The sequence below is a fragment of the Rhizobium sp. CAU 1783 genome (assembly GCF_054551725.1).
The window spans coordinates 1,325,456-1,350,094 of sequence record NZ_JBTOLM010000001.1; the positions used below are offsets into that span (position 1 = coordinate 1,325,456).

At 62.8% G+C, this 24,639-nt stretch carries 20 protein-coding genes; 10 read left to right on the forward strand and 10 right to left on the reverse strand.

The genetic code is table 11. The features are described 5' to 3' along the window. Positions 1-70: 70 nt before the first annotated feature. Genes glmS through ACX93L_RS06160 form a run of 3 tightly spaced genes read left to right on the forward strand, consistent with a single transcriptional unit; the run spans position 71 to position 3,106 of the window. On the forward strand, positions 71-1,897 hold the full coding sequence (glmS, locus tag ACX93L_RS06150) for a glutamine--fructose-6-phosphate transaminase (isomerizing) (RefSeq protein ID WP_459404005.1): 1,827 nt from the start codon (positions 71-73) through the stop codon (positions 1,895-1,897). Next, on the forward strand, positions 1,894-2,397 hold the full coding sequence (locus tag ACX93L_RS06155) for a GNAT family N-acetyltransferase (protein WP_459404006.1): 504 nt from the start codon (positions 1,894-1,896) through the stop codon (positions 2,395-2,397). The genes glmS and ACX93L_RS06155 overlap by 4 nt, the downstream gene beginning before the upstream one ends. A 10-nt stretch (positions 2,398-2,407) precedes the next feature. Beyond that, the gene (locus tag ACX93L_RS06160) at positions 2,408-3,106 is read left to right on the forward strand and encodes a DUF502 domain-containing protein (RefSeq protein WP_459404007.1); all 699 of its coding nucleotides are present in this window, start codon (positions 2,408-2,410) and stop codon (positions 3,104-3,106) included. Here ACX93L_RS06160 and recG read toward each other — a convergent pair. Then, entirely contained in the window at positions 3,084-5,189 is a 2,106-nt protein-coding gene (gene recG, locus ACX93L_RS06165) for an ATP-dependent DNA helicase RecG (RefSeq protein WP_459404008.1), read from the reverse strand. The two genes, ACX93L_RS06160 and recG, sit on opposite strands and share 23 nt — an antisense overlap. A gap of 98 nt (positions 5,190-5,287) precedes the next feature. Between recG and ACX93L_RS06170 the strand changes: the two genes are divergently transcribed. Both ACX93L_RS06170 and mfd read left to right on the forward strand, forming a co-directional pair. Continuing rightward, a complete protein-coding gene (locus ACX93L_RS06170; RefSeq protein ID WP_459404009.1) occupies positions 5,288-5,605 on the forward strand; it encodes a succinate dehydrogenase assembly factor 2 in 318 nt (105 codons plus the stop codon). Continuing rightward, complete coding sequence (gene mfd / locus ACX93L_RS06175) at positions 5,602-9,105, forward strand: transcription-repair coupling factor (protein WP_459404010.1); 3,504 nt, start codon at positions 5,602-5,604, stop codon at positions 9,103-9,105. The genes ACX93L_RS06170 and mfd overlap by 4 nt, the downstream gene beginning before the upstream one ends. A gap of 54 nt (positions 9,106-9,159) precedes the next feature. On the opposite strand, the gene ACX93L_RS06180 is transcribed toward mfd, so the two are convergent. The 3 genes from ACX93L_RS06180 to ACX93L_RS06190 all read right to left on the reverse strand — a co-directional run bounded on the left by ACX93L_RS06180 (position 9,160) and on the right by ACX93L_RS06190 (position 12,757). Beyond that, positions 9,160-10,101, reverse strand: coding sequence for a DMT family transporter (locus tag ACX93L_RS06180; RefSeq protein WP_459404011.1), 942 nt, complete (start codon positions 10,099-10,101; stop codon positions 9,160-9,162). Positions 10,102-10,158: 57 nt separating this feature from the next. Continuing rightward, positions 10,159-10,830 (reverse strand): DsbA family oxidoreductase, encoded by a 672-nt coding sequence (locus tag ACX93L_RS06185; protein WP_459404012.1) that lies wholly within the window; start codon positions 10,828-10,830, stop codon positions 10,159-10,161. 124 nt (positions 10,831-10,954) lie between these two features. After that, complete coding sequence (locus ACX93L_RS06190) at positions 10,955-12,757, reverse strand: extracellular solute-binding protein (RefSeq protein ID WP_459404013.1); 1,803 nt, start codon at positions 12,755-12,757, stop codon at positions 10,955-10,957. Positions 12,758-13,026: 269 nt separating this feature from the next. On the opposite strand from ACX93L_RS06190, the gene ACX93L_RS06195 reads away from it, so the two are divergent. Further along, a complete protein-coding gene (locus tag ACX93L_RS06195; protein ID WP_169587928.1) occupies positions 13,027-13,671 on the forward strand; it encodes an invasion associated locus B family protein in 645 nt (214 codons plus the stop codon). An 85-nt stretch (positions 13,672-13,756) separates the two neighbouring features. On the opposite strand, the gene hspQ is transcribed toward ACX93L_RS06195, so the two are convergent. Both hspQ and ACX93L_RS06205 read right to left on the reverse strand, forming a co-directional pair. Beyond that, complete coding sequence (gene hspQ / locus ACX93L_RS06200; protein ID WP_459404014.1) at positions 13,757-14,086, reverse strand: heat shock protein HspQ; 330 nt, start codon at positions 14,084-14,086, stop codon at positions 13,757-13,759. A 63-nt stretch (positions 14,087-14,149) separates the two neighbouring features. Further along, positions 14,150-15,085 carry a DMT family transporter gene (locus tag ACX93L_RS06205; protein ID WP_459404015.1) on the reverse strand — a complete coding sequence of 312 codons (936 nt, stop codon included), beginning with the start codon at positions 15,083-15,085 and terminating at the stop codon, positions 14,150-14,152. A 193-nt stretch (positions 15,086-15,278) separates the two neighbouring features. On the opposite strand from ACX93L_RS06205, the gene ACX93L_RS06210 reads away from it, so the two are divergent. Both ACX93L_RS06210 and ACX93L_RS06215 read left to right on the forward strand, forming a co-directional pair. After that, positions 15,279-16,253, forward strand: a complete 975-nt coding sequence (locus ACX93L_RS06210) for a hypothetical protein (RefSeq protein ID WP_459404016.1) — start codon at positions 15,279-15,281, stop codon at positions 16,251-16,253. 17 nt (positions 16,254-16,270) lie between these two features. Beyond that, entirely contained in the window at positions 16,271-17,308 is a 1,038-nt protein-coding gene (locus ACX93L_RS06215; protein WP_459404017.1) for a TAXI family TRAP transporter solute-binding subunit, read from the forward strand. Between the two features lie 133 nt (positions 17,309-17,441). Here the strand turns inward: ACX93L_RS06215 and glnA are convergent, their stop codons facing one another. Together glnA and ACX93L_RS06225 are read right to left on the reverse strand one after the other, a co-directional pair. Next, a complete protein-coding gene (glnA, locus tag ACX93L_RS06220) occupies positions 17,442-18,851 on the reverse strand; it encodes a type I glutamate--ammonia ligase (RefSeq protein ID WP_459404018.1) in 1,410 nt (469 codons plus the stop codon). 61 nt (positions 18,852-18,912) lie between these two features. Continuing rightward, complete coding sequence (locus ACX93L_RS06225; RefSeq protein ID WP_459404019.1) at positions 18,913-19,251, reverse strand: P-II family nitrogen regulator; 339 nt, start codon at positions 19,249-19,251, stop codon at positions 18,913-18,915. Positions 19,252-19,594: 343 nt separating this feature from the next. Between ACX93L_RS06225 and ACX93L_RS06230 the strand changes: the two genes are divergently transcribed. Next, positions 19,595-21,064 carry an NAD(P)H-hydrate dehydratase gene (locus tag ACX93L_RS06230; protein WP_459404020.1) on the forward strand — a complete coding sequence of 490 codons (1,470 nt, stop codon included), beginning with the start codon at positions 19,595-19,597 and terminating at the stop codon, positions 21,062-21,064. A gap of 73 nt (positions 21,065-21,137) precedes the next feature. Further along, positions 21,138-22,019 carry an EamA family transporter gene (locus tag ACX93L_RS06235; protein ID WP_459404021.1) on the forward strand — a complete coding sequence of 294 codons (882 nt, stop codon included), beginning with the start codon at positions 21,138-21,140 and terminating at the stop codon, positions 22,017-22,019. Positions 22,020-22,026: 7 nt separating this feature from the next. Here the strand turns inward: ACX93L_RS06235 and ACX93L_RS06240 are convergent, their stop codons facing one another. Both ACX93L_RS06240 and ACX93L_RS06245 read right to left on the reverse strand, forming a co-directional pair. After that, entirely contained in the window at positions 22,027-23,673 is a 1,647-nt protein-coding gene (locus ACX93L_RS06240) for a Na/Pi cotransporter family protein (protein WP_459404022.1), read from the reverse strand. A 161-nt stretch (positions 23,674-23,834) separates the two neighbouring features. Beyond that, positions 23,835-24,635: a DUF72 domain-containing protein gene (locus ACX93L_RS06245; RefSeq protein ID WP_459404023.1), complete on the reverse strand. Its 801-nt coding sequence runs from the start codon at positions 24,633-24,635 to the stop codon at positions 23,835-23,837. Positions 24,636-24,639 lie beyond the last annotated feature (4 nt).

The following is a 24,639-nucleotide window of genomic DNA, read 5'->3' on the forward strand; positions in this document are numbered from 1 at the left end:
GGCCCGGATTGCGTAACTCACGAAAACCATTAGGACTGGCGCCGAAGACCCAAGCCAGACGGAGAACTCTATGTGCGGTATTGTCGGTATTGTCGGTAATCAACCGGTGGCTGGCCGTCTGGTCGAAGCCCTGAAGCGGCTCGAGTATCGCGGCTATGATTCCGCCGGCGTCGCGACGATCCACGACGGCGTGATGGATCGCCGGCGTGCCGAGGGCAAGCTGTTCAATCTCGAGAAGAAGCTCGATTCCGAACCGCTGTCCGGCACCATCGGCATCGCCCACACCCGCTGGGCGACCCACGGCGTGCCGAACGAAACCAATGCCCATCCGCATTTTGTCGAGGGTGTTGCCGTCGTTCACAACGGCATCATCGAGAACTTTTCCGAACTGCGCGACAAGCTGACGGCCGAAGGCGCGGTCTTTACCACCCAGACCGACACCGAGATCGTCGCACAGCTACTCGCCAAGTATCGCCGCCAGGGCCTCGACAACCGCGCTGCGATGCTCGCCATGCTCAACGACGTGACCGGCGCCTATGCGCTCGTCGTCATGTTCGCCGACGATCCCGACACGATCATGGCCGCCCGCTTCGGGCCGCCGCTCGCCGTCGGCTTCGGCAAGGGCGAGATGTTCCTCGGCTCGGATGCGATCGCGCTTGCTCCGTTCACCAACGAGATCGCCTATCTCGTGGACGGCGACTGCGCGATCATCCATAAAGGCGGTGCCGAGATCATGGACTATGCGGGCAACCCCGTGGAGCGTCCTCATCAGATCTCGCAGGCGACCGCCTTCGTCGTAGACAAGGGCAACCACCGCCACTTCATGGAAAAGGAAATCTACGAGCAGCCGGAAGTCATCTCCCATGCGCTGTCGCACTATGTCGATTTCCACAGCCATGAGGTGAAACCGGTCGACGCGGCCATCGATTTCAAATCCCTGCGCGGACTGGCGGTTTCCGCCTGCGGTACGGCCTATCTCTCCGGACTCGTCGGCAAGTATTGGTTCGAGCGCTATGCCCGGCTGCCGGTCGAGATCGACGTGGCGTCCGAGTTCCGCTACCGGGAAATGCCGCTCTCCAAGGATCAGGCCGCTCTCTTCATCTCGCAGTCCGGGGAGACCGCGGACACGCTCGCCTCGCTGCGCTACTGCCATGACGCGGGCCTGAAAATCGGCGCGATCGTCAACGTCAAGGAGTCGACCATCGCCCGCGAGGCGGATGCCGTCTTCCCGATCCTCGCCGGTCCGGAGATTGGTGTCGCATCGACCAAGGCGTTCACCTGCCAGCTCGCCGTCTTGGCATCGCTGTCGATCGCTGCCGGCAAGGCGCGCGGCACGATCTCGGCGGAAGAAGAAAAGCAGCTGGTGAAGAACCTCGCTGAAATGCCGCGCATCATGAGCCAGGTGCTCAATGCGATCCAGCCGCAGATGGAAGCGCTGGCGCGCGACCTCTCGAAGTTCAAGGACGTGCTCTATCTTGGCCGCGGCACCAGCTATCCGCTCGCCCTGGAAGGTGCGCTGAAGCTCAAGGAAATCTCCTATATCCATGCCGAAGGCTATGCCGCCGGCGAGCTGAAGCACGGCCCGATCGCGCTGATCGACGAAAACATGCCGGTCATCGTGATCGCCCCCCATGACCGCTTCTTCGACAAGACCGTGTCGAACATGCAGGAAGTGGCGGCCCGCGGCGGCAGGATCATCTTCATCACGGACGAGAAGGGAGCTGCCGCCTCCAAGCTCGAGACCATGGCAACCATTGTGCTTCCGAACGTCGCCGAAATCATATCGCCGATGGTCTTCTCGCTGCCGATCCAGCTCTTGGCCTACCACACCGCAGTCTTCATGGGCACTGACGTCGACCAGCCGCGCAATCTGGCGAAATCGGTCACCGTGGAATGAGGATCCGGCCGGAAGCGCCCGGAGACGAAGCCGCAATCGGCGCGATCACCGCGGCCGCCTTTGCCGGCCATCCCTATAGCGACGGGTCGGAACCGCGCATCATCGAGCGTCTCCGGCAGGCCGGTGTTCTGACGCTTTCGCTGGTCGCGGAGGACGAAAACGAGATCGTCGGCCACGTCGCCTTTTCGCCGCTGACGCTCTCGGGTGGCGAAACGGGCTGGTACGGGCTCGGGCCTGTCTCGGTGAAGCCCGGGCGCCAGCGGGGCGGCATCGGTTCGTCGCTGATCCGTGAAGGCCTTTCCGTTCTCACCGCCAGAGGCGCGAGCGGGGTCGCCCTGGTCGGTGATCCGGCCTACTACAATCGCTTCGGCTTTGTGGCCGATCCCTCGCTTTCGGTCGCCGATGTGCCGCCGGAGTTTTTCCTGGTTCTACCCTTGCACGGCAAGGCCCCGTCCGGCATTGTCGCCTTCCATCCGGGTTTTTACGGCGACGCAACATAGACGGCGAGCAATGAACGACGATAACCCCGACCGGCTCTCCCTGGCGACGCGGCTTCGAAACAACTTCCTGACCGGATTGATCATCTGCGCGCCGATTGCGATCACGATCTGGCTGACCTGGACCTTCATCCACTGGGCCGACAGCTGGGTGAAACCCTACATTCCGAACCGCTACAACCCGGAAAGCTATCTCCAGTTCGCCATTCCGGGTTTCGGGCTGCTGATCGCGCTCGTCGTCATTACGCTGATCGGTTTTCTCGGCAAGAACCTGATCGGCCGCTCGATCGTCTCTTACAGCGAATCCATCCTGCACCGCATGCCGCTGGTGCGCACGGTCTACAAGAGCACCAAGCAGATCTTCGAAACCGTGCTCAAGGAGCAGTCCAGCTCCTTCAAGAAGGTGGGGCTGATCGAGTTTCCGTCCCCCGGCACCTGGGCGCTGGTCTTCGTGTCGACCGATGCCAAGGGCGAAATCGCCGCGAAGCTCGGCGAGGACGGCGAAGAAATGGTCGCCGTGTTCCTCGCACCGACGCCGGTCCCGACGGCCGGTTTCCTGATGTTCGTGCCGCGCAGCAAGCTCAAGCTGCTCGACATGTCGCCGGAAGAGGGCGTGAAACTTTTGATATCCGCGGGTCTGGTATCGCCGGAGTATAAGACAGCTGCAACGGAAGAGGCCGAAGCGGCCGTCAACCCGCCCGCAGGAACCTGATCGCCTCGTCTCGGCGGTGCAGGTAGAGCAGAGTGCGCACGGCCTCGCCGCGTTCGCTTGTCAGATCCGGATCACGTTCGAGAAGATAGCCGGCATCCTTGCGAGCAATCTCCAGGAGATCCGCATGGGCCTCGAGGCTGGCGATCCTGAAACCCGGCGTGCCCGACTGGCGAGTTCCCAACAGTTCGCCTTCGCCGCGCAGTTTCAGATCCTCTTCGGCGATCAGGAAGCCGTCCTCGCTGTCGCGAAGAATTGAGAGACGCGCCCTTCCGGTTTCGCCGAGCGGTCCCCTGTAGAGCAGGATGCAACTCGACGCCTCGTCGCCGCGTCCGACGCGGCCGCGCAACTGATGTAGCTGGGCGAGGCCGAAACGCTCGGCATGCTCGATCACCATGATCGTCGCGTCGGGCACGTCGACGCCGACCTCGACCACGGTGGTGGCCACCAGCAGGCGCGTCTCGCCGTTCTTGAAGGCGAGCATGGCGGCATCCTTTTCCGGACCGCTCATGCGGCCATGAACGAGGCCAATCGGTGCACCAATCGCCTTCTCAAGAACGGCAAAACGCTCTTCGGCCGACATCAAGTCTGACACATCGGATTCTTCGACCAGCGGGCAGATCCAGTAGGCCTTCTTGCCCTCGGCGACCGCCGAACGCAGCCGGTCGACGATTTCGCCAGTCCGTTCGCTCGGAACCGTCACCGTCTGGATCGGCTTTCTTCCGGCCGGTTTCTCGGTGAGCTTCGAGACGTCCATGTCACCGAAGGCGGCGAGGACCAGCGTGCGCGGGATCGGGGTGGCCGTCATCACCAGCATGTGCGGCGAAATCCCCTTGGCTGTCAGTCTGAGGCGCTGGTGCACGCCGAAGCGATGCTGTTCGTCGACGACGGCCAGCATCAGGTTGCGGTAGTTGACCGTATCCTGGAACAGGGCATGGGTGCCGATCACGATCTGCGCTTCGCCCGAAGCGATCCGCTCGGTGATCGCGTCGCGCTCCTTGCCCTTGGTACGGCCGGTCAGTACCTCGACACGGAGGCCGGCGGAGGCGGCGAATTTCGAAATCGTCGCGTAATGCTGGCGCGCGAGAATCTCGGTTGGCGCCATCAGCACCGCCTGGCCGCCACTTTCCACCACAGCGGCCATGGCGAGCAGGGCCACTAGCGTCTTGCCGGCGCCGACGTCGCCCTGGAGCAGACGCAGCATGCGGGTGTCGGAACCCATATCCTGCAGAATATCGGCGATCGCCTGTGTTTGGCTCGCCGTCGGCGTGAAGGGAAGGGCGGCAAGGATCTTTGCCGAGACCTCGCCTGTCGCCCTGACCGGGGTCCCCGGTACCTTGCGCAGTTTCTGCCGGACGAGCGCCAGCGACACCTGTCCGGCCAGAAACTCGTCATAGGCTAGGCGGCGACGGGCCGGCGCTTGCGGATCGATGTCCTTTTCGTCCCGCGGATGGTGGAGGTCGAGGAAACTCTGGCGGATGCTCGGGAAGCCCTGGCGCGTGGCAAGCGCGGGATCGGCCCATTCGGGAAGCTCCGGCACACGCTCGACGGCGTGTTCGACCGCCTTGCGCAGCACCTTCGAGGACAGCCCCGCCGTCAGGGGATAGACCGGCTCGACCAGCGGCAGGTTCTCCGCCTCACTCGCCCTCACCATTAGATCGGGATGGACCATCGAGGCGCGGCCGTTGAACCAGTCGACCTTGCCGGAGACGATGACCTCCTCATCGATGGGAAGCGCCTTCTCCAACCAGTTGCCCTTGACGCGGAAGAAGGTCAGCGCCAGCTCGCCGGTCTCGTCGTGGATGAAGACGCGGTAGGGCAGGTTGAACTTGCCGCGCGGCGGCGGCTGGTGTCGGTCGACGCGGCCGGTGATCGTTACTGTCGCCCCCTGCTGGGCAAGCGCGATCCCCGGCTGGTTGCGGCGATCGATCAGCCGGAAAGGCGCAAGGAACAGGAGATCGACGACGCGGGCATCCTCCACATCCTCCCGGCCGAGCAGGCTTGCCAGCAACTGGGCAAGCTTCGGCCCGACGCCGGAAAGCGAAGCGACGGAGGCGAACAGGGGATCGAGAACGGTCGGCCGCATGATGGCTGGCAAAATGCCCCGAGAATTACCGCCTTGGCAAGGCTGACATTTCCCGATCGAGGGGCTATAGAGGCGCATCAACAGGAAGGTGTTTCGTCATGACCGGTTTGACCCTCAGCAGTGCAGAACTCGACCCGCGCCGCCGGCGCATCCTGTTCCGCTGCTGGCATCGCGGCATTCGCGAGATGGACCTGATCCTCGGCCAGTTTGCCGAGGCTGAAATCGGGACCATGGACGCGGAAACCCTCGACGAACTCGAGCGGATCATGAGCGAAGAGGATCAGGACCTGATCAAGTGGATCACCGACGCGGCACCCGTTCCGGATCACCTGAAGACGCCGCTTTTCGAGCGCATCGCCGCCTGTCGCCCTGACTTCTCGCCCGTCACCGTGGAAAGCCTCGGACGTCCGGAATGATCTCGCTATTCGATGCCAGGAAGATCGGCCAATCGGCGAGCCCGCTGACGCTCAGCCAGGTGCCGGACGGCATGGATGCCTTCCTGCTGGCCGAACTCGCCCGTGAGGGGCAGCCGGTTGCCTATGTGATGTCGGATGGTCAACGCATGACCGACATCGAGCAGATCCTGTCCTTCGCCGCACCCGAAATCCCGGTTCTCACCCTGCCGGCCTGGGACTGCCTTCCCTATGACCGCGTGTCACCGTCGGCCGACGTTTCGGCCCGCCGGCTTGCCGCGCTTTCCGGGCTGATCGCCCATGCCCGCAAGCCGCATGCGGCGATCGTACTCGTGACCGTCAACGCGATGCTGCAGCGGCTTGCCCCGGCGGAGGTCATCGAAAGCCTCGCCTTTTCCGCGAGACCCGGCAATCAGGTCCGCATGGACGACATTGCCGCACGGCTGGAGCGCAACGGCTTCGAACGGGTGGCGACAGTGCGCGAAGTCGGTGAATTCGCGGTGCGCGGCGGTATCCTCGACGTCTTCGTGCCGGGCTCCGAGGAGCCGGTCCGCCTCGATTTCTTCGGCGATACGCTGGAGAGCATCCGCAGCTTCGATCCGGCCTCGCAGCGCACGACCGGCCAGGCGCGTTCGCTCGATCTCAATCCGATGAGCGAGGTGACGCTGACGCCCGAGACGATCAGCCGGTTCCGCAAGAACTACCTGTCGCTGTTCGGCGCCGCGACCCGCGACGACGCACTCTATTCGGCGGTGTCCGAGGGCCGGCGCTATGCCGGCATGGAGCACTGGCTGCCGCTGTTCCACGACCATCTTTCGACGGCCTTCGATTATCTCGCCGGTTTCCGGATCGTCACCGACCACACGGTGCGCGAAGCGGCCGAGGAGCGGTCCAAGCTCATCCGCGACTATTACGAGGCGCGCCTCAACAGTGGAACGCCCGGCAAGGGCCATCTCGCCCAGGGTACGCCTTACAAGCCGGTTCCGCCGGAACGCCTCTATCTCGGTTCCGGCGAATTCGGCCGTGCGCTGGATGAACGCGCGCCGGTCCGGCTGACCCCGTTCGCCGAACACGAGGGCGAGAGCAGAAGGGTGATCGACGTTTCTGCGCGTCCGAGCCCGCGCTGGGCAAAGGCCGCGATGGAGACGGGCGAGGGAAATACCCGCGTCAACGTTTTCGACCAGGCCGTCAAGTACATCGCCGACAAGCGGGCATCGGGTTCCAAAGTGCTCGTCACGGGCTGGTCCGAAGGCTCGCTCGACCGGTTGCTGCAGGTGCTGGAGGAACACGGGCTTGCCAACCTCAAGGCGGTTTCCGCGCTCAAGGATCTCGACAGCCTGAAGAAGGGCGAGGCGGCCACTGCCGTGCTCAGCCTCGAGGGTGGCTTCGAGGCCGGTGACCTCGTTATCGTCGGCGAACAGGACATCCTCGGCGACCGTATGGTCCGCCGCTCGAAACGCCGCAAGCGCGCGGCCGACTTCATCTCCGAAGTCGCTGGTCTCGACGAGGGATCGATCGTCGTGCATGCCGAACACGGCATCGGCCGCTTCGTGGGCCTGCGCACCATCGAGGCCGCCGGCGCGCCGCATGCCTGCCTCGAACTGCTCTACGCCGACGATGCGAAACTCTTCCTGCCGGTCGAAAACATCGACCTCCTGTCGCGATACGGCTCGGAGGCGTCCGACGCGCAACTCGACAAGCTGGGCGGTGGCGCTTGGCAGATGCGCAAGGCAAAGCTCAAGAAGCGCCTGCTCGACATGGCGGGTGCGCTGATCCGGGTCGCCGCCGAACGCATGACCCGCACGGCGCCGGTGTTGACCACTCAGGAAGGGCTCTACGACGAATTCGCCGCCCGCTTCCCCTATGACGAGACCGAAGACCAGATGAACGCCATCGAGGCGGTGCGCGGCGATCTCGGCGCCGGCCGGCCGATGGACCGGCTCGTCTGCGGTGACGTCGGTTTCGGCAAGACCGAGGTGGCGCTGCGCGCCGCCTTCGTCGCGGCGATGAACGGCATCCAGGTTGCCGTGGTCGTTCCGACCACGCTTCTGGCGCGCCAGCATTTCAAGACCTTCTCCGAGCGCTTCCGGGGCCTGCCGATCCGGGTTCAGCAGGCCTCGCGCCTCGTCGGCACCAAGGAGCTGAACCTCGTCAAGAAGGAAGTCGCGGAAGGCAAGACCGACATCGTGGTCGGAACCCATGCCCTTCTCGGCGCCGGCATCACCTTTGCCAATCTCGGCCTGCTCATCATCGATGAGGAGCAGCATTTCGGGGTGAAGCACAAGGAGCGGCTGAAAGAGCTGAAAAGCGACGTGCATGTGCTGACGCTTTCGGCGACACCGATCCCGCGCACCCTGCAGCTCGCCATGACGGGCGTGCGCGAGCTGTCGCTGATCACCACGCCGCCGGTTGACCGCATGGCGGTCCGCACCTTCATTTCGCCGTTCGATCCGCTGGTCATCCGCGAGACTCTCATGCGCGAACACTATCGCGGTGGCCAGAGCTTCTATGTCTGCCCCCGGCTTGCCGACCTCGCCGACATCCAGGCCTTCCTCCAGTCGGACGTGCCCGAACTGAAGGTCGCCGTCGCCCACGGCCAGATGCCGGCCGGCGAACTCGAAGACATCATGAACGCCTTCTATGACGGGCGTTATGACGTTCTGCTTTCCACCACCATCGTCGAATCGGGCCTCGACGTTCCGACCGCCAACACCCTGATCGTGCACCGCGCCGACATGTTTGGTCTCGCACAGCTCTACCAGTTGCGCGGCCGCGTTGGCCGGTCCAAGGTGCGCGCCTTTGCGCTGCTCACTCTTCCGGTCAACAAGGTGCTCACCACCACCGCCGAACGGCGCCTCAAGGTGCTTCAGTCGCTGGATACCCTGGGCGCTGGTTTCCAGCTGGCGAGCCACGACCTCGACATCCGCGGCGCCGGCAACCTGCTCGGCGAGGAGCAGTCCGGCCATATCAAGGAAGTCGGCTTCGAGCTTTACCAGCACATGCTGGAGGAGGCCGTGGCGGAGGTGAAGGGCGTCGACGAGATCGTCGATACCGGCTGGTCGCCGCAGATTTCGGTCGGTACGTCGGTGATGATCCCGGATCAATACGTGCCGGACCTGCACCTCAGGCTCGGCCTCTATCGTCGCCTCGGCGAAATCACCGAGGTCGAGGACATCGACGGCTTTGGCGCGGAGATGATCGACCGCTTCGGCCCGCTGCCGATCGAGGTGCAGCATCTCCTCAAGGTGGTCTACATCAAGGCGCTCTGCCGCAAGGCCAATGTCGACAAGCTGGAGGCCGGGCCGAAGGGTGTCGTCGTGCAGTTCCGCAACAAGGAATTCCCCAATCCCGCGGCACTCGTCGGCTATATCGCCAAGCAGGGCACCATGGCCAAGATCCGCCCCGACCAGAGCGTGTTCCTGACCCGCGATCTGCCGACGGCCGAAAAGCGCCTGCAGGGCGCGGCGGTGGTGATGACGCAGCTGGCGGAACTGGCGAAGTAGGATCGCGCGTCATCCTGGGGTCGGCGCCCCTCAGACCTGAAAGCCGTGCCCGGATCAGTCGTCCCGGTCCTCGTCTTCCGGCTTGATCGCCAGTGCCGCCTCATCCTTCCCGGCGACAGGCGGCGGGAGCGCCACGCCCTTTGTCCGCTCGCGGGCGATGGTCAGCAGACCCGAACCGATGATCAGCACGATGCCAGCGACCATCGGCAGATCGACGCGGTCGCCGAAGATCAGGTAGCCGAAGAGGATGCCCCAGAGCATCTGGCTGTACTGGATCGGCCCGACCACGGCGGCCGGCGCATAGAAGGCTGCATACATCAGTAATACGTTGCCCAGCGCTCCGAGCAGGCCATAACCGGCGAGCAGCAGCCATTCCTCGCCGCTTGGCAGGCGGAAATCGCCAAGCATGAAGAGGCCGCAGATGACGAGGCCTCCAAGCAAACCGGCGCCATAGAGAGAAATGTTCTTCTCCTTCGGCCCGATGGCGCGATAGATGACGATGGAAACCGCACCGCTGACCCCGGCGAAGATCGCGCCGACATGACCGATCGAGAGCTCGCGAAAACCAGGCCGGAGCACGACGAGGACACCGAGAAAGCCGACGATCACGGCGCTCCAGCGTCGGATGCCGACCTGTTCCTTGAGGAAAACCACCGACATGATGGTGACGAAGGAGGGCAGCAGGAAGATCAGGCAGAAGGCTTCGGCCATCGACAGATGGGTGAAGGCCGTCACGCTGCCAATGATCCCGGCGCCAGCGGAAAAGAAGCGGAGCAGCCAGAGCGGGCGATTGGTCGTGGCGAACATGTCCTGCCAGCGATCGCCGCGCTTCATCAGGAAGGGCAGGGCGGCGATGCCGAAGACGGCGCCGAAGAAGCCAGATTCATAGGGGCTGACACGCCCCTCGATGAGTTTGACGCAGGCATCCGAGACGGCATAGGCGGCGAAGGCCGTGAAGGCGATGAGGATGCCTCGAAGAACGAGGTCGGAGCGCATGAGAAGAGAATCCCGGGAGGAAGGATCTTTCGTGCTTAGGTGCGTTGCGCCGCAACGTCAATTGAGTTTCGAGCGCGCTTCCGCCTTCATGCGGGCAATGTCGCGCAGAGCGCCGGCCAGCACGTCCGGCGTCTGGGCGCCGCTTACCGCATATTGCTGGTCGAAGATGAAGAACGGCACGCCGTTGACGCCCATCTGCTTCGCCGCCTCGATTTCGGCGGTGACATGGGCCTTGTCGGCATCGCCGGTCAAAAGGGCATCCGTCAGGGCCCGGTCCAGACCGGCTGCCTCGGCGATGTCGAGAATGACGGTGCGGTCGCCGACATTGCGACCTTCCTCGAAATTGGCCTTGAAGAGCGCGGAGACCACGCGGTTCTGCATTTCTCGATCCTCGACGCCGGCCCAGTGGATCAGCCGGTGGGCGTCCAGCGTGTTGGGCCCGACCTTGATCGCGTCGAAGTCGAAGGCAATGCCGACGGCAACACCCATCTCGCGCAACTGCGCATGGGCGCGGTCCATGTTGTCCTTGCCGCCGAGCTTTTCGGCCAGCGCCTTCTGGTGGTCGACGCCTTCGGCAGGGTAGTCGGGATTGAGCTGGTATGGGCGCCAGTTAACGTCGACACCCACCTCGTCCTGCACTTCGGCGATGGCGAGATCGAGACGCGCCTTGCCGAGATAGCACCAGGGACAGACGACGTCCGAGACGATGTCGATGGTGATGCGTTCCATGGTGCTTGTCCTTTCCGGTCGGCCGGTCGCCGAGATGCGTTGCGCTGCGAGGTAGGGCCAATCGCGGCGGATTTCAACCGGTTACGCTAAGGTAACTACCTGCTGAACCGCCCCGCGACCGCCCTTACTGTGTGCGGGCATCCCACCAGACCGGAAGCTGGTAACCATAGAGCGGCGACCTCTCCGGCCGGCCGATGTGCTTCCAGCGGGCGACCCATTGCTCACCGATATGGTAGAGCGGCACGACATAGTGGCCATCGACGAGCAAGCGATCATAGGCGCGCACCGCGGCCCGGAAATCCTCGATGCTACGGGCATTGGAAAGCGCATCGATCATCCTGTCGATGTCCGGATCGGCGACGCCCGCATAGTTGAAGCTGCCCTGCGCGTCGCGCGAGGACGAGCCCCAGCGGTTGAGCTGCTCGGCGCCGGGCGAAAGCGAGGAGGTGTAGGCCTTGATGATCATGTCGTAGTCGAAGCTGTTGGAGCGGGCCTGGTACTGGGCGTCGTCCACGGTGCGGATCGACATGTCGATGCCGATCAGGGCAAGCGCGCGCTGATAGGCGATCGCCATCTTCTCCTGGCTCTCGTTCTGCGTCATGACCTCGAAGGCAAGCGGCTTGCCCGACGTGTCGACCATCTTGCGGCCGTTGATCGTGTAGCCGGCAGACTTCAGCAGCGTAACGGCCTCGCGCAGGATCTTGCGGTCGGCACCCGATCCGTCCGAAACCGGCATGGCATAGGTCCCGGCAAGGATCGCCGGATCGATCCGGTCCCTGGCCGCACCGAGCAGGGCGAGTTCGCGCTCGTCCGCGGCATTGCCGAAGGCACCGAGGGCGGAATTCTGCCAGTAGCTCTGGCTGCGCTTGAAGGCACCACCATAGAGGTTCTTGTTGGCCCATTCGAAATCGAAGGCGAGCGAGATCGCCTCGCGGACTTTGTCATTGGCAAAGAGCGGACGGCGGGTATTGAAGACGAAGCCAAGCATTCCGGAGGGCAGGCCGGGCTGGAACACCTCCTTAACGACATCGCCGTTCTGGGCGGCCGGGAAATCATAGGCGCGCGTCCAGTGTCCGGAATCTCCCTCCGGATAGACGTCGACGTCACCCTTCTTGAAGGCCTCGAACAGGGTCGAATCCTGGAGGAAATAGGTGACCGAGATCTCGTCGTAATTGTCGAAACCGACCTTGGCGGGAATATCCTTGCCCCAATAGTTGGGGTCACGCTGCCAGATAATCTTCTCGCCCGCCTTGATCGACTTGATCTTGTAGGGGCCGGAACCGACCGGGATCTTGAGCGAGGTCTGCTCGAAGGTCGATGCGTCGGTCGCATGCTGAGGCAGGATCGGCGACATGGCGATGATCAGCGGGGTTTCGCGGTTTGCCTTGTCGTTGAAGGTGAAGCGTACGCTGTGCTCCCCGACCTTCTCCATCTTGTCGACCACCGTCAGGCGGCGGTTGTAGGGCGGCCGGCCCTTTTCCTGGAGCAGGTTGAAGGAAAAGATCACGTCTTCCGGCGTGACCGGCTTGCCGTCCTGCCAATGCGCCTTCGGATTGAGGTTGAACTGGATGAAGGTGCGGTCCTCATCCCATTCGACCGTCTCGGCGAGAAGACCGTAGAGGGAAAAAGGCTCGTCGCTCGAGCGCGTCATCAGCGATTCGTAGAGCAGATTGCCGTATTCCGGGTCCCAGACACCGCGCGCCGTGGTGCGCATGCCCTTCAATACGAAGGAGTTCAGGCTGTCGAACGTTCCGACGACACCGTAGTTGATCTTGCCGCCCTTTTTCACCGCCGGGTTCACATAGGGGAAATGCTTGAAATCCGCGCCAAGCGCCGGCTCTCCATGCATTGCGATGCCATGCAGCGGTTCTGCGAAGGCCAGGCCGCACTGGGCAAGGAAGAAGAGGCTGAGGGCGATACGTCGCACGGTGTTTCCTTTCCGGGGTTACCGAAGAATCTGGCGGAAACTATCATGAACACCATAAAACCAACACATCGCGAGCGGAAAAACGTAACCGTCTTCCGGCTGCGCCCAAAGAAAGACTGGATATTCCAGACTTCGCGATGTAACAGGGGATCCGGGTGACCAAGGTCATGTATTTGCCTCAATTGAACGACAGTTGACGGCCAGCACGACCGGCAAATGTCGCGGCCAGGAATTGCCTCGATATCGGTTTTCAGGAGACGGATTAGGTTATGATGTTCAAAGCAACCAAAGCTACGCGGACTGCACTGTCTGCTCTCGTTCTGACCCTTGGCGCGGCTTCGGCCCCGGTGGTCGCAAGCGCGCAGGAAGCCGCCCCGGCAGCGGGCGCTCCCGGTCCTGCCAAGTGGTTCAAGACCTGCAGCAAGCAGGAAGAGGCCGATGTCTGCGTGGTTCAGAACCAGCAGCTTGCCCAGAACGGCCAGCTGATCACCGCCGTCGGCCTGATCTCGGTCGAAGGCAAGATCAACCGCAAGATCCTGCAGGTTACCGTTCCGTCGGCTCGCCTCATCCCGCCGGGCATCATGATGCAGATCGACGGCGCCAAGGGCACCAAGCTCGACTACGCAGTCTGCCTGCCCGACCGTTGCACGGCTGAAATCCCGCTCACCGACGCCATGATCGCCAGCCTGAAGAAGGGCAACGAGGTCGTTTTCACCTCGATCAACTTCCGCCGCGCTCCGAACCCGATCAAGATCCCGCTGGAAGGCTTCACCGGCGCTTATGACGGCGAGGCGATGTCCCAGTCGCAGGCCGAAGAGCGCCAGCGCCTGCTGCAGGAAGCCATGCAGAAGAAACAGGAAGAGCGCAACAAGGCGATCAACGACGCCCAGAACGCTGCCAAGCAGGGCAACTGATCCCTGCAGGTTTCGGAATGAAAGAAGGCCCGCGTTCGACGCGGGCCTTTTTCGTTTCGGTTGATCAGGGGCGGGCGGCCGGTCTTCAGTGCGCGAAGTTGACCTTCGGCTTGTAGTGGCCGGCCTGCTCTAGCACGAAGATCTGCTGCACCTGGGGATTGCGCAGCGGCTCGTCACTTTCGTCCTTCTCCAGGTTCTGCTCCGATACGTAAGCCACGTATTCGGTTTCCGCATTTTCGGCGAGCAGATGATAGAAGGGCTGGTCCTTGGCCGGTCTCACTTCGGCCGGAATGGCGTTCCACCATTCCTCGCTGTTGGCGAATTCCGGATCCACGTCGAACACGACGCCGCGGAACGGAAAGACCTTGTGTCTGACGACTTCCCCGATACCAAATTTTGCGTTGCGTTGTTTCATGGCTTCACTTCCTTTCCCTATAAATCTGGGGAGGATGGCGTGAAACATCAAGAGGCAGAGGCCTCAACCCGTGGAAGCGGCGACCTTTCGGCCGGGTCCGGTCGCAAGCACAAGCCCGCCAATGACGAGCACGATCCCGACCGCGTGATAGGTCTCGAACCGTTCGCCGAGGAAGAGAACAGCCATGACAATCGACATCGGCGGCATCAGATAAAGCGTCACGCCGGCCATCGCCGGACCGAAGACACGGACGGCGTGCTGGAAGCAGTAGAAGGCTGCGAGCGAGGCGAAGGCGATGATGCCCGCCAGCTTCACCCAGTCGTCTTGTGTATCGGGCAGGAGCCCGCCGGTCAGCACCTCGTACAGCGCCGGAGGCAGCAGGACCAGCGCGCCGGAGAGGGAGAGAAGACCGAAGAGCGGCATGGGTGGCATCGCCTTGACAGCTGGATGCCGCAGCAGCAGCGAATAGAGCGCAAAGGCAACCGCCGCCGCGAGAATTCCGAAGTCGCCGAGATTGAAACGCAGGTGGAGAAGCGCCTGCGGCTCGCCCTTCAGCACGATCACCGTCACGCCCGCGAACGCGATCAGCATGCCGACCAGTTCCCCGGCGCCGATGCGGCGTCCCTGAAACATCCACTGCAGCAGGATGATGAACAGCGAGGACGTTGTGTAGATCAGCGTGGCATTCGAAGCGGTGGTCATGGTCAGCGCCCAATAGACGAATCCACCGCAGATCCCCATACCGAGAATACCGAGCACCAGCCAGATCATCGTGTTCGCCCGGACGAAGGCGAGGCAGAGCGCGCGCTCTGCATAGACGAAAGGGAAGATCACCAGCGCCGATCCCGCCCAGCGGATGAAGGCGGTCGTGAAGGGCGCGATATCGCCGGTGATGCCACGGCCAAAGATCAGGTTCGAGGAGAAGAACACCGGCGCCAGCAGGAAGAGAACCCAGTCGAGTGTGCGTGGGGCTGCACCGGTGGCATTGCTGTCTTTCATGGAGGGATATCGACCTGCCGGATCAAGGGGTGGAGCGAGCCTATCGCGGGAATTCCGTAACCGCGACACTACAAAGCCGAGCCCGTCGTGAAAAGCCGCAAAACCTCTCCCCGGTACGGCCGGGTGTAAACTTGCACGCCCCCGGAATTCACGCTACCCAACCCATAAGGTCACACGCCGGACGGGAGATGCCGTGAGCAATCAGTGGGGCAGGGATACGCAGAGCATAACGCGGAGCCGGGGAGCGCCGATCGGCACACTGATTGCGGTGCTGCTGAGCCTCGGAATCGGGGCTGCGGCCGGTTACGGCGCCTTGTTCTATGGTGGCGGCACGAACACCGGACAGCTCGACGCGGCCGAACAGCGCGTGACCGAGCTCAACGCCCGCCTTGCCGAAAGCGAGCGGCAGTTGCAGCAAGCGCTCGAAACGGCACGGCAGCAGGCACCTGTTGAGGGCGCATACGATGCCGGCAGCGCTGAACTCGATGCAATGACCGAGAAGCTGGCCCAGGCAAGTGCTGAGCTCGCGAACGAGAAGCAGCGGGTTGGGGAACTCGAAGCCGAGATCGAGGCGGTTCGTTGGGCGGCTGACGAGCGGGGACGCGCGGCGAGCGACGCGTTTCGAAAGATGGCTGCGAGAGACGAGTTGGCCGAACTGGCTGAACTGAGGCAGGTGAAGATCCCACGGCTAGAGGCCCAGATCGGGTCATTGATGCAACGCCTGGCGGAGTCCCAGAGACAGCTAAGGTCGGAAAAGGCTTCCGTCGAAGAACTCTCCAGGCAACGCGATGCTGCAAGGGACGCTCAAACGGAAGCGGAGAAGGCGCTTGCGCTCGAACGCTCCCGGGTTGTTGACCTTCAGACCCAGCTGAACCGGATGCAGAAGGAGAGCAGAGAGAGCCAGAGCCCAAAGGCCGGCAGCGATGAAAACCCGACGGGTGCCGATACCCCACCGGCTGCGAACACCGCCAGCCGTGAGGCCGATCTTGTCGCCGGTGCGCTTGACCGGACACCCGGCATCGACCGGTTGTCGGCGACCGACCGCGACCGCCTGCAGGAGATGCTGGTCTCCGGCCAATGCGTGACCACGAGCCTCAAGGCGGTGTTCCGTTCGGTTCCGGTCGTGACGCTGCGGAACCTGATGCGCGACTTGAAAAGCGGCTGTTGAGCGAAAGGAAACTCGCCATGTCCACCAGACTGAAACTCCTCGCCGGCGTCCTCGGCACGCTGCTCGTTGCCGGCACCGCAGTCGCCGACAGCTTCGAGCGGAACATCATGACCGGCGGCCCAAGCGGTACCTATATCCGCATCGGCCGGGACATCGCAGCACTTGGCGCGGAATGCGGCCTCGGCCTCAATGTCGTCGAAAGCGCGGGCTCTCTCGAGAATTTCGTCGGCGTGCGCAACCGCCGCAACACCCAGTTCGGCATCGTGCAGAGCGACGTGCTCGAATATCTGAAGACCTTTGAGGCGAACGATCCCGAGGTGCAGCAGGCGGTGCGCGGGGTCCGGATAATGTTCCCGCTCTACAACGAGGAAGTCCACGTTCTTGCCGGCAAGGACATCAGCGAACTCAAGGATCTGGCGGGCAAGAAGATCGCCATCGGCAAGGCCGACAGTGGGACCTATCTCACCGCCACCCTGATGCTCGACATCCTGCAGATCAAGGCCGCCGAGCGGCTGACGATCAATCCGGACGAGGCGCTGCCGAAGCTCATGGCAGGCGAGATCGACGCGTTCTTCTATGTCGCCGGCGCGCCCGCGGCGCTCTTTGCCAATGCAAAGATCGACGGTTCGAAGTTCCATCTGCTGCCGATCAAGGATGCACCGCTGCTCGCGACCTATACGCCCGCAACAGTTGCCGGAACGACTTATAGCTTCCAGCAGGAACCGGTCGACCTGGTCGCCGTGAAGGCCGTGCTGATGACCTACGACTACGATCCGAAGAAGAATGCCTATCATCGCGACAGTTGCCGCTCGGTCTCCGACTTTTCCAGTCTGATCCTCAACGGCATGCCGACACTTGAGGAAAAGGGCCATCCGAAGTGGAAGTCGGTCGACCTGACGGCCCTGCCGCCCGGCTGGCAGGTCGGCACCTGCGTCAAGGCGGGCATGGCGCTCGACTACAAGCCGTCCTGCACCGCCGCCAAGCCGCCCGCAGAAGCGGATGCGAACGAGGAATACCTCAATCTGCTCAAGCAACGCCTCAAGAAGCAGCCATAACTAATTTTGATTACTCACAAATAGCTATTTCTAGTTCATTATAGGCAGAAAGAGAAAGCCGGCGGCACCCGAAGGGATACCGCCGGCTTTCATTCAGATCGCCGATCCGCGATATGCGAACCGAACCAATCCCTTAGACGGAGTAGTACATGTCGAATTCGACCGGATGCGGGGTCATTTCGAAACGCATCACTTCGGCCATCTTGAGTTCGATGAACGAGTCGATCTGGTCGTCGTCGAAGACGCCGCCGGCGGTGAGGAACTTGCGATCCTTGTCGACGCTTTCCAGCGCTTCGCGCAGCGAACCGCAGACCGTCGGGATCTTCTTAAGCTCCTTCGGCGGCAGGTCATAGAGATCCTTGTCCATGGCCTTGCCCGGATGGATCTTGTTCTTGATGCCATCGAGGCCGGCCATCAGCATGGCAGCGAAGGCGAGGTAGGGGTTGGCGGTCGGGTCGGGGAAGCGGACTTCGACACGCTTGGCCTTCGGGTTGGAGCCGAACGGAATGCGGCACGATGCCGAGCGGTTGCGGGCCGAGTAGGCGAGCAGAACCGGAGCTTCATAGCCCGGGACCAGACGCTTGTAGGAGTTGGTCGACGGGTTGGTGAAGGCGTTCAGGGCCTTGGCATGCTTGATGATGCCGCCGATGAAGTAGAGGCAGTTTTCCGAAAGGCCGGCATATTCGTCTCCAGCGAAGGTCGGCTTACCGTCCTTCCAGATCGACATGTGAACGTGCATGCCCGAGCCGTTGTCGCCGAAGATCGGCTTCGGCATGAAGGTTGCCGTCTTGCCGTAGGCATTGGCGACCTGGTGCACGACGTACTTGTAGATCTGCATCTTGTCGGCGTTGCGGACGAGCGCGTCGAACTTGATGCCAAGTTCGTGCTGGGCTGCCGCCACTTCGTGGTGATGCTTTTCGACCACGACGCCCATCTCGGCGAGTACGGTCAGCATTTCGGAGCGCATGTCCTGCAGGCTGTCGATCGGCGGGACCGGGAAGTAGCCGCCCTTGACGCGCGGACGGTGGCCAAGGTTGCCGGTCTCGTAGTCGGTGTCGTCGTTGGACGGCAGTTCGGAAGAGTCGAGCTTGAAGCCGGTGTTGTAGGGGTCAGCCTTGTACTTCACGTCGTCGAAGACGAAGAATTCGGCTTCGGGACCGACGAAGACGGTGTCGCCGATGCCGGAGGCCTTGAGGTAGGCTTCGGCCTTCTTGGCAGTGCCGCGCGGGTCACGGTTGTAGGCTTCCCCCGAGACCGGGTCGAGAATGTCGCAGATGATGACCATCGTCGACTGGGCGAAGAACGGGTCCATGTGGACCGTGTCGGTATCCGGCATGAGAACCATGTCGGACTCATTGATCGCCTTCCAGCCACCAATCGAGGAGCCGTCGAACATCACGCCGTCGGCGAACATGTCTTCGTCGACGCAGGCGATGTCCATGGTGACGTGCTGCAGCTTGCCCTTGGGGTCGGTGAAGCGCAGGTCGACGAACTTGACGTCGTTATCCTTGATTTGCTTGAGAATGTCGTTTGCGGTCGGCATTGTCGAATTCCTTGAGTGAGATGATGATTATAGGTCCCGGCCCTCGACGGGGGCGGGCCGATTAGATGGCGTCGACGCCGGTTTCGCCGGCACGGATGCGGACGACTTCTTCCACGTTAGACACGAAAATCTTGCCGTCGCCGATGCGGCCCGTTTGGGCGGCATTGCGGATGGCGTCGATGACGGCCTCGACGTTTTCATCCGCCAGGACGACCTCGACCTTGACCTTGGGGAGGAAGTCCACGACGTATTCTGCGCCGCGATACAGTTCCGTGTGCCCCTTCTGCCGACCAAAACCCTTGGCTTCCGTGACCGTGATACCCTGCAGGCCGACTTCCTGAAGAGCCTCCTTCACTTCGTCGAGCTTGAAAGGCTTTATGATCGCTTCGATCTTTTTCATGAGAAAATTTCTCTCCGCTTCCCTCATTGTGGCGGTTATTCCGCTCGCTCCCCCGATGCACGTAACGTGCCAATTTCTCGCCGAACTTGGAAGAAAATCGGAAAAAATCGAGCCGCCGAGGCAAATCTCGCGCAATACCGGGCAAAACTCCAGCCCATTTCATCGATTTTGTGATTTTTTTGCTCGGTTCTTTCGTCGCAGGCAATCGGCCGGATTTATCTGTGCCGATTATTTAGTCGGCGATAGATGGGCCCAATTTGTGCAAATGCACACCATTTGTGCACATGCCGTTTAGGCATGCTCCTCCGTTTCCCAACAGGGCGGAATCTGCTTTGATGCGGCCATGAACAAAGATTGCGAAAACTGGTTGCTCACACCCGCCGCGATGGGGCGGGTCGATGATGCGGCGGCCCAGTCGGGCATCAATTCCTATGGCCTGATGGAGAAGGCCGGCCGGGCCGTCAGCGCCTCCGCATTGCGTCTCTTTCCCGGTGCCCGCCGCTTCGTCGTCCTCAGCGGGCCGGGCAACAATGGCGGCGACGGTTACGTGGCGGCCCGGGCGCTCAGCGAGGCGGGCGCCGCTGTTTCGGTCTTCCGCCTCGGCGATCCGTCGCGACTGAAGGGCGATGCGGCAACCGCCTTCGCGCATTGTCCTCTTAAGGGTGCTGATCTTGACACCTATCAGCCACAGCCGGGCGACGTGGTTGTCGATGCCATCTTCGGCGCGGGCCTCGACCGCCCAGTTCCGGATGCCGTCCGTCACGTGATCGAGCGGGTGAACGGGGCCTGCATCCCAGTGGTCGCCGTCGACCTGCCTTCCGGCCTCGACGGGCGAACGGGCAGGGTGCTCGGGGCCGCCTTCACGGCCGTCCACACTGTCACCTTCATGACCCGCAAGCCGGCCCATGTGCTGCTGCCGGGCCGGAAACTCTGCGGTTCCGTCGAGGTATACGACATCGGCATCCCCATGCGCATCGTCGCCGGCGAGGCCGGATGTGTCCGGGCCAACTCGCCGTCCGAATGGCAGCGCGGACTTCCGTCCGAGGGGCTGGAGAGCCACAAGTTCCGCCGGGGTCATCTGACCGTGTTTTCCGGCCCGGCGACCGCGACCGGCGCGGCGCGGCTCTCGGCGGCTGCCGGACTGCGCATCGGCGCCGGCCTCGTCACGCTCGCGTCGCCGACCGCAGCGCTTGAGACAAACGCGGCCCAATTGACCGCCGTGATGCTGAAGGCGATCGACAATCCCTCCGACCTTGCCGTCTATCTCGACGACCGCCGGCACAACGCCTTCGTGCTCGGTCCGGGTTTCGGCATCGGCGAAACGGCGCGCGCCTTCGCGCTTGCATTGAAGGACCGGCTGGCCGTGCTGGACGCCGATGCCATCACCTCTTTTCGTGATGAACCGAACGCCTTGTTCGACGCCTTCTCGGGCGGCGATGTCCGGCTGGTGCTGACGCCCCACGAGGGCGAGTTCGCCCGGCTCTTCCCCGATCTTGCCGAGGATGAGCGTCAAAGCAAGATCGAGCGGGCACTGGCCGCTGCGGTGCGCGCCCATGCCGTCATCGTCTACAAGGGGGCTGACACCGTCATCGCCGCGCCGGACGGCCGGGCGCTCGTCAATGACAACGCACCCGCCTGGCTGGCCACCGCAGGATCAGGCGACGTGCTCGCAGGCATGATCGGCGGATTGCTCGCCCAGGGCATGCCGGCCTTCGAGGCCGCCGCGGCCGGGGTCTTCCTGCACGGCAAGGCAGGCCTTGCCGCAGGCAGAGGACTGACGGCCGAGCATCTCATCACAAGTATTGAACGTTAGTGCATAACTATGCGTTCCCCGTAACGGGCCGGGGTGGTGTATCGCAAGGCAGCACAACGCTGGAGAGAGAGTCGTGAAGCCTGTCCATATTCTACTTCTTGTTCTGGTGGCGGCCCTCTGGGGCTTCAACTTCGTGGTCATAAAGCTCGGCCTTGACAACTTCCCGCCTTTGCTCTTTTCGGCCCTGCGGTTTCTGTTTGCGGCCGTACCACTAGTCTTCTTCATCCCGAAACCCGATGTCTCCTGGCGCATCATCATCGGCATCGGGCTGGTGCTTGGCGTGGTGAAATTCTCGTTCCTGTTCATCGGCATCAAGGTCGGCGTGCCGCCGGGACTCGCTTCGCTGCTTCTGCAGTCCCAGGCCTTCTTCACCGTGCTACTCGCCTTTCTGGTCTTCGGCGCCCGGCCGCGCCCGCTTCAGATCGGGGGAATGGCCATCGCCTTTTCCGGGATCGCACTGATCGGCTCGTCGATCGACGGCAGCTTCACGCTGACGGGCCTTGCGCTCGCCATTGCCGCGGCAATCGCCTGGGCCTTTTCCAACATGCTGATGAAGAAGGCCGGCAACGTGCCGATGCTCAACCTGATGGTCTGGGTCAGCCTCGTGCCGCCGATCCCGCTTCTCGTCATATCAGTTCTGTTCGAAGGCCTGGATCGCGACCTTGCGGCGATCGCCCATATCAGTCTGACGGGGGCAGCCGCCGTGCTGTTCGTCGCCTATGTCGCGACGATCTTCGGATTCGCCATCTGGGGCGCGATGATCAGCCGCTACGGGGTCTCGACCGTTGCGCCCTTCTCGCTTCTGGTCCCGGTCTTCGGAATGTCGTCCTCGGCGCTCTTCCTCGGTGAGGCGTTCGGGCCGCTGCGCATGGTGGCCGCCGCCCTGATCGTCGCCGGTCTGGTGATGAACGTCTTCAACCCGCAATGGCTGAGCCGAAAGGCAGCTACAGCCTGACGGACCGTCAGAGGAGACGGCTGCCGCGCAGCATGCCCTCGTTCTCCAGCAGCGGATAGCCGATTGAGGCGAAGAGCGAGTTGATCTCTTTCAGATCCCGAATCGTGTCGATGTGCAGCGAGCTCGACTCGAAACTCGCTGCATTGCCGTTACGCAGCCGCTGCAAATGCTGTTCCTCGCTCACCCGCACGAGATTGCGTACCTCTTCCTTGCAGGCCACCAGTTGGCGGGCATGCTCGACATCGCGGTTGACCAGCAGATTGAAGGCAAGCCTCGCATTCTTGACCACCTCGTGGTGCATGGCGGTCAGTTCCGCCCAGCCCTCGGGCGAGAACGCGGTATTGCGGTCATGTTTCTTACGGGCGCGCGTCAGCATGTTCTGCGAGATGATGTCGGCCGCCTGTTCGATCTTGATCGTCGTTCCGAGGAGGTTCTGACACTGGGCCGCAGAGGCGGGATCAAGTTCGCTGCCGGAAATGCGCGCCAGATAGAACTTGATGTCGCGGTGGATTTCGTCGATCTCGTCGTCGAGCGCCGCGATCCGCTGCATCTTCTTCGGATCCCATTTTTCGTAGAGTTCGAAGATCCAACTCAACATGACCTCCGTCTTCTCGCAGACGGTCAGCACCTCACGCGTCGCATTGCTGATTGCCTGGCGCGGATTGGCGAGGTCGGCGGGGTTGAGCGCGGAGAGCCTGTTCCTGCTCTCCTGTTCCACGGGCGGGTCCGCGAGGATCTTCTCGAGGATCGAGGAGACGACACCGCTGAAGGGGAGGCCGAAGACCAAGACCGCGGCATTGATCGCCAAGTGGATCATCACCACGGAATCGCCAGGCCCCGCGGCGAAGAGGTGCGGATCGACGGCAAACACGAACTGCAGGGCGAGCGCGACCAGCGTGCCCAGTCCACGGATCACGACATTGCCGAGCGGCACGATGCGGGCGCCGGCCTCGGCATTCTTGGTGAGGATCGCGCCGATCACGGCCGCCCCGAAATTGGCGCCAAGCACGAGCGGTATGATGAGGCTCGGCGGCAGGAGGTGACGGTCGGCCAGCGAGGCAAAAAGCAGGATCGTCGCGACGCTCGAATGGAAGGCCCAGGCGAGCAGGGCGGACAGCAGAAAGGCCGAAATCCAGTCGCGCGAGAGATAGTTGAAGACGAGCGGCAGGATCTCGCTCGATCGGAGCGGGTCGGACGCCTGGCCGATCATCCTGAGCGACAAAAGCAGGAGACCGAGGCCGAAGAAAATGCGGCCGGCTTGGCGCCAGTTGCGGGATTCCGAGGCGCGAAAGGCAATCGTGCCCATCAGCATGAAGACCGGAATGAGGATCGACAGATCGTAGCGCAGGATGCGGACCACGAAGGCTGAGCCGACATCGGCTCCGAGCAGCGTAGCAACGCCGATTGCCGCCGATACATAGCCGCCGGCGACGAAGGACGCGACAATCAGCGCAACCGCCGTCGCACTCTGCAAAGCGATGGCGAAGAAGAACCCGGCTATCGCCGCCGTGAAGCGATTGCTGACCGCCGAGCGGAGGCGCTCTTTCAGGACATTGCCATAGGCGCGCTCGATCCCTGTCCGCACCATGCGCGTCGCCCACAAGAGCAGCGCGACCGCCCCGGCCAGATTGATGAAGACAGCGATTCCTGACATGACACCTCGACGACGGACGATGCGACCGGCGCAGTTGCGCCGGTCCGGTAAAAGAGGTCGAGTTTCAATCCTTTGGCAGCGGACGTGGTCGACTCTGCGACTAAACCTAGTCCAGATTCGCCATTGTCACAATTTACCGCCGATTGGCTGTGACCAGCCCGTCAGGCGACCTTCGATTGCAGCAACCGTGCGCCGTTTGGCGCATTGACCTTGCCCCCGGTGATGAAGAAGGCGAACACGTCGCGCGGCTTGGCCTCGATGGACCGCTCCCCCGCGATCCGGGGCAGGTCCGGCGGCAGCGCGCCTTCGGCATAGGTCTTGAGGCGTCCCGCCCATTCCGCGATCGCAGGTTCGGGATAGCAGGTCGCCACGTCATCCGACCCCTTCTGCAGCCGCGCATAGACGAAATCGGCCGTCGGCTCGGCGAACATCGGATAGTCGTGATGATCGGCGCATACCGCAGCCACGCCGTATCTGGAAAGCATGTCGATGAATTCGGGGACCTGGAAAGACTCGTGCCGTGGCTCGACCACGTGGCGCAGCGGGCGACCGTCGAGTTCACGGGGCAGCAGGGCCAAGAAGGCCTCGAAATCCGCAGGGTCGAATTTCTTGGTCGCCATGAACTGCCAGAGAATCGGCCCGAGATGGTCTTTGAGCTCTGCGATGCCCTGGCCGAGGAACTTGTCGATCGACGGCCCGGCCTCCGCGAGCACCTTGCGATTGGTGCAAAAACGGCTGGCCTTGAGCGAGAAGACGAAGCCCTCCGGTACGTCCGCCGCCCATTTGGCAAAGGTCTCCGGCTTCTGGCTCGAATAATAGGTGCCGTTGACCTCGATCGCCGTCAGCTCGCGGCTGGCGAATTCGAGCTGCCGCTTCTTCGCCAGCTTCTCCGGATAGAAGGTCCCCTCCCAGGGATCAAAGGTCCAGCCGCCAATACCGGTGCGGATTGTGCCTGCAGCCATACTC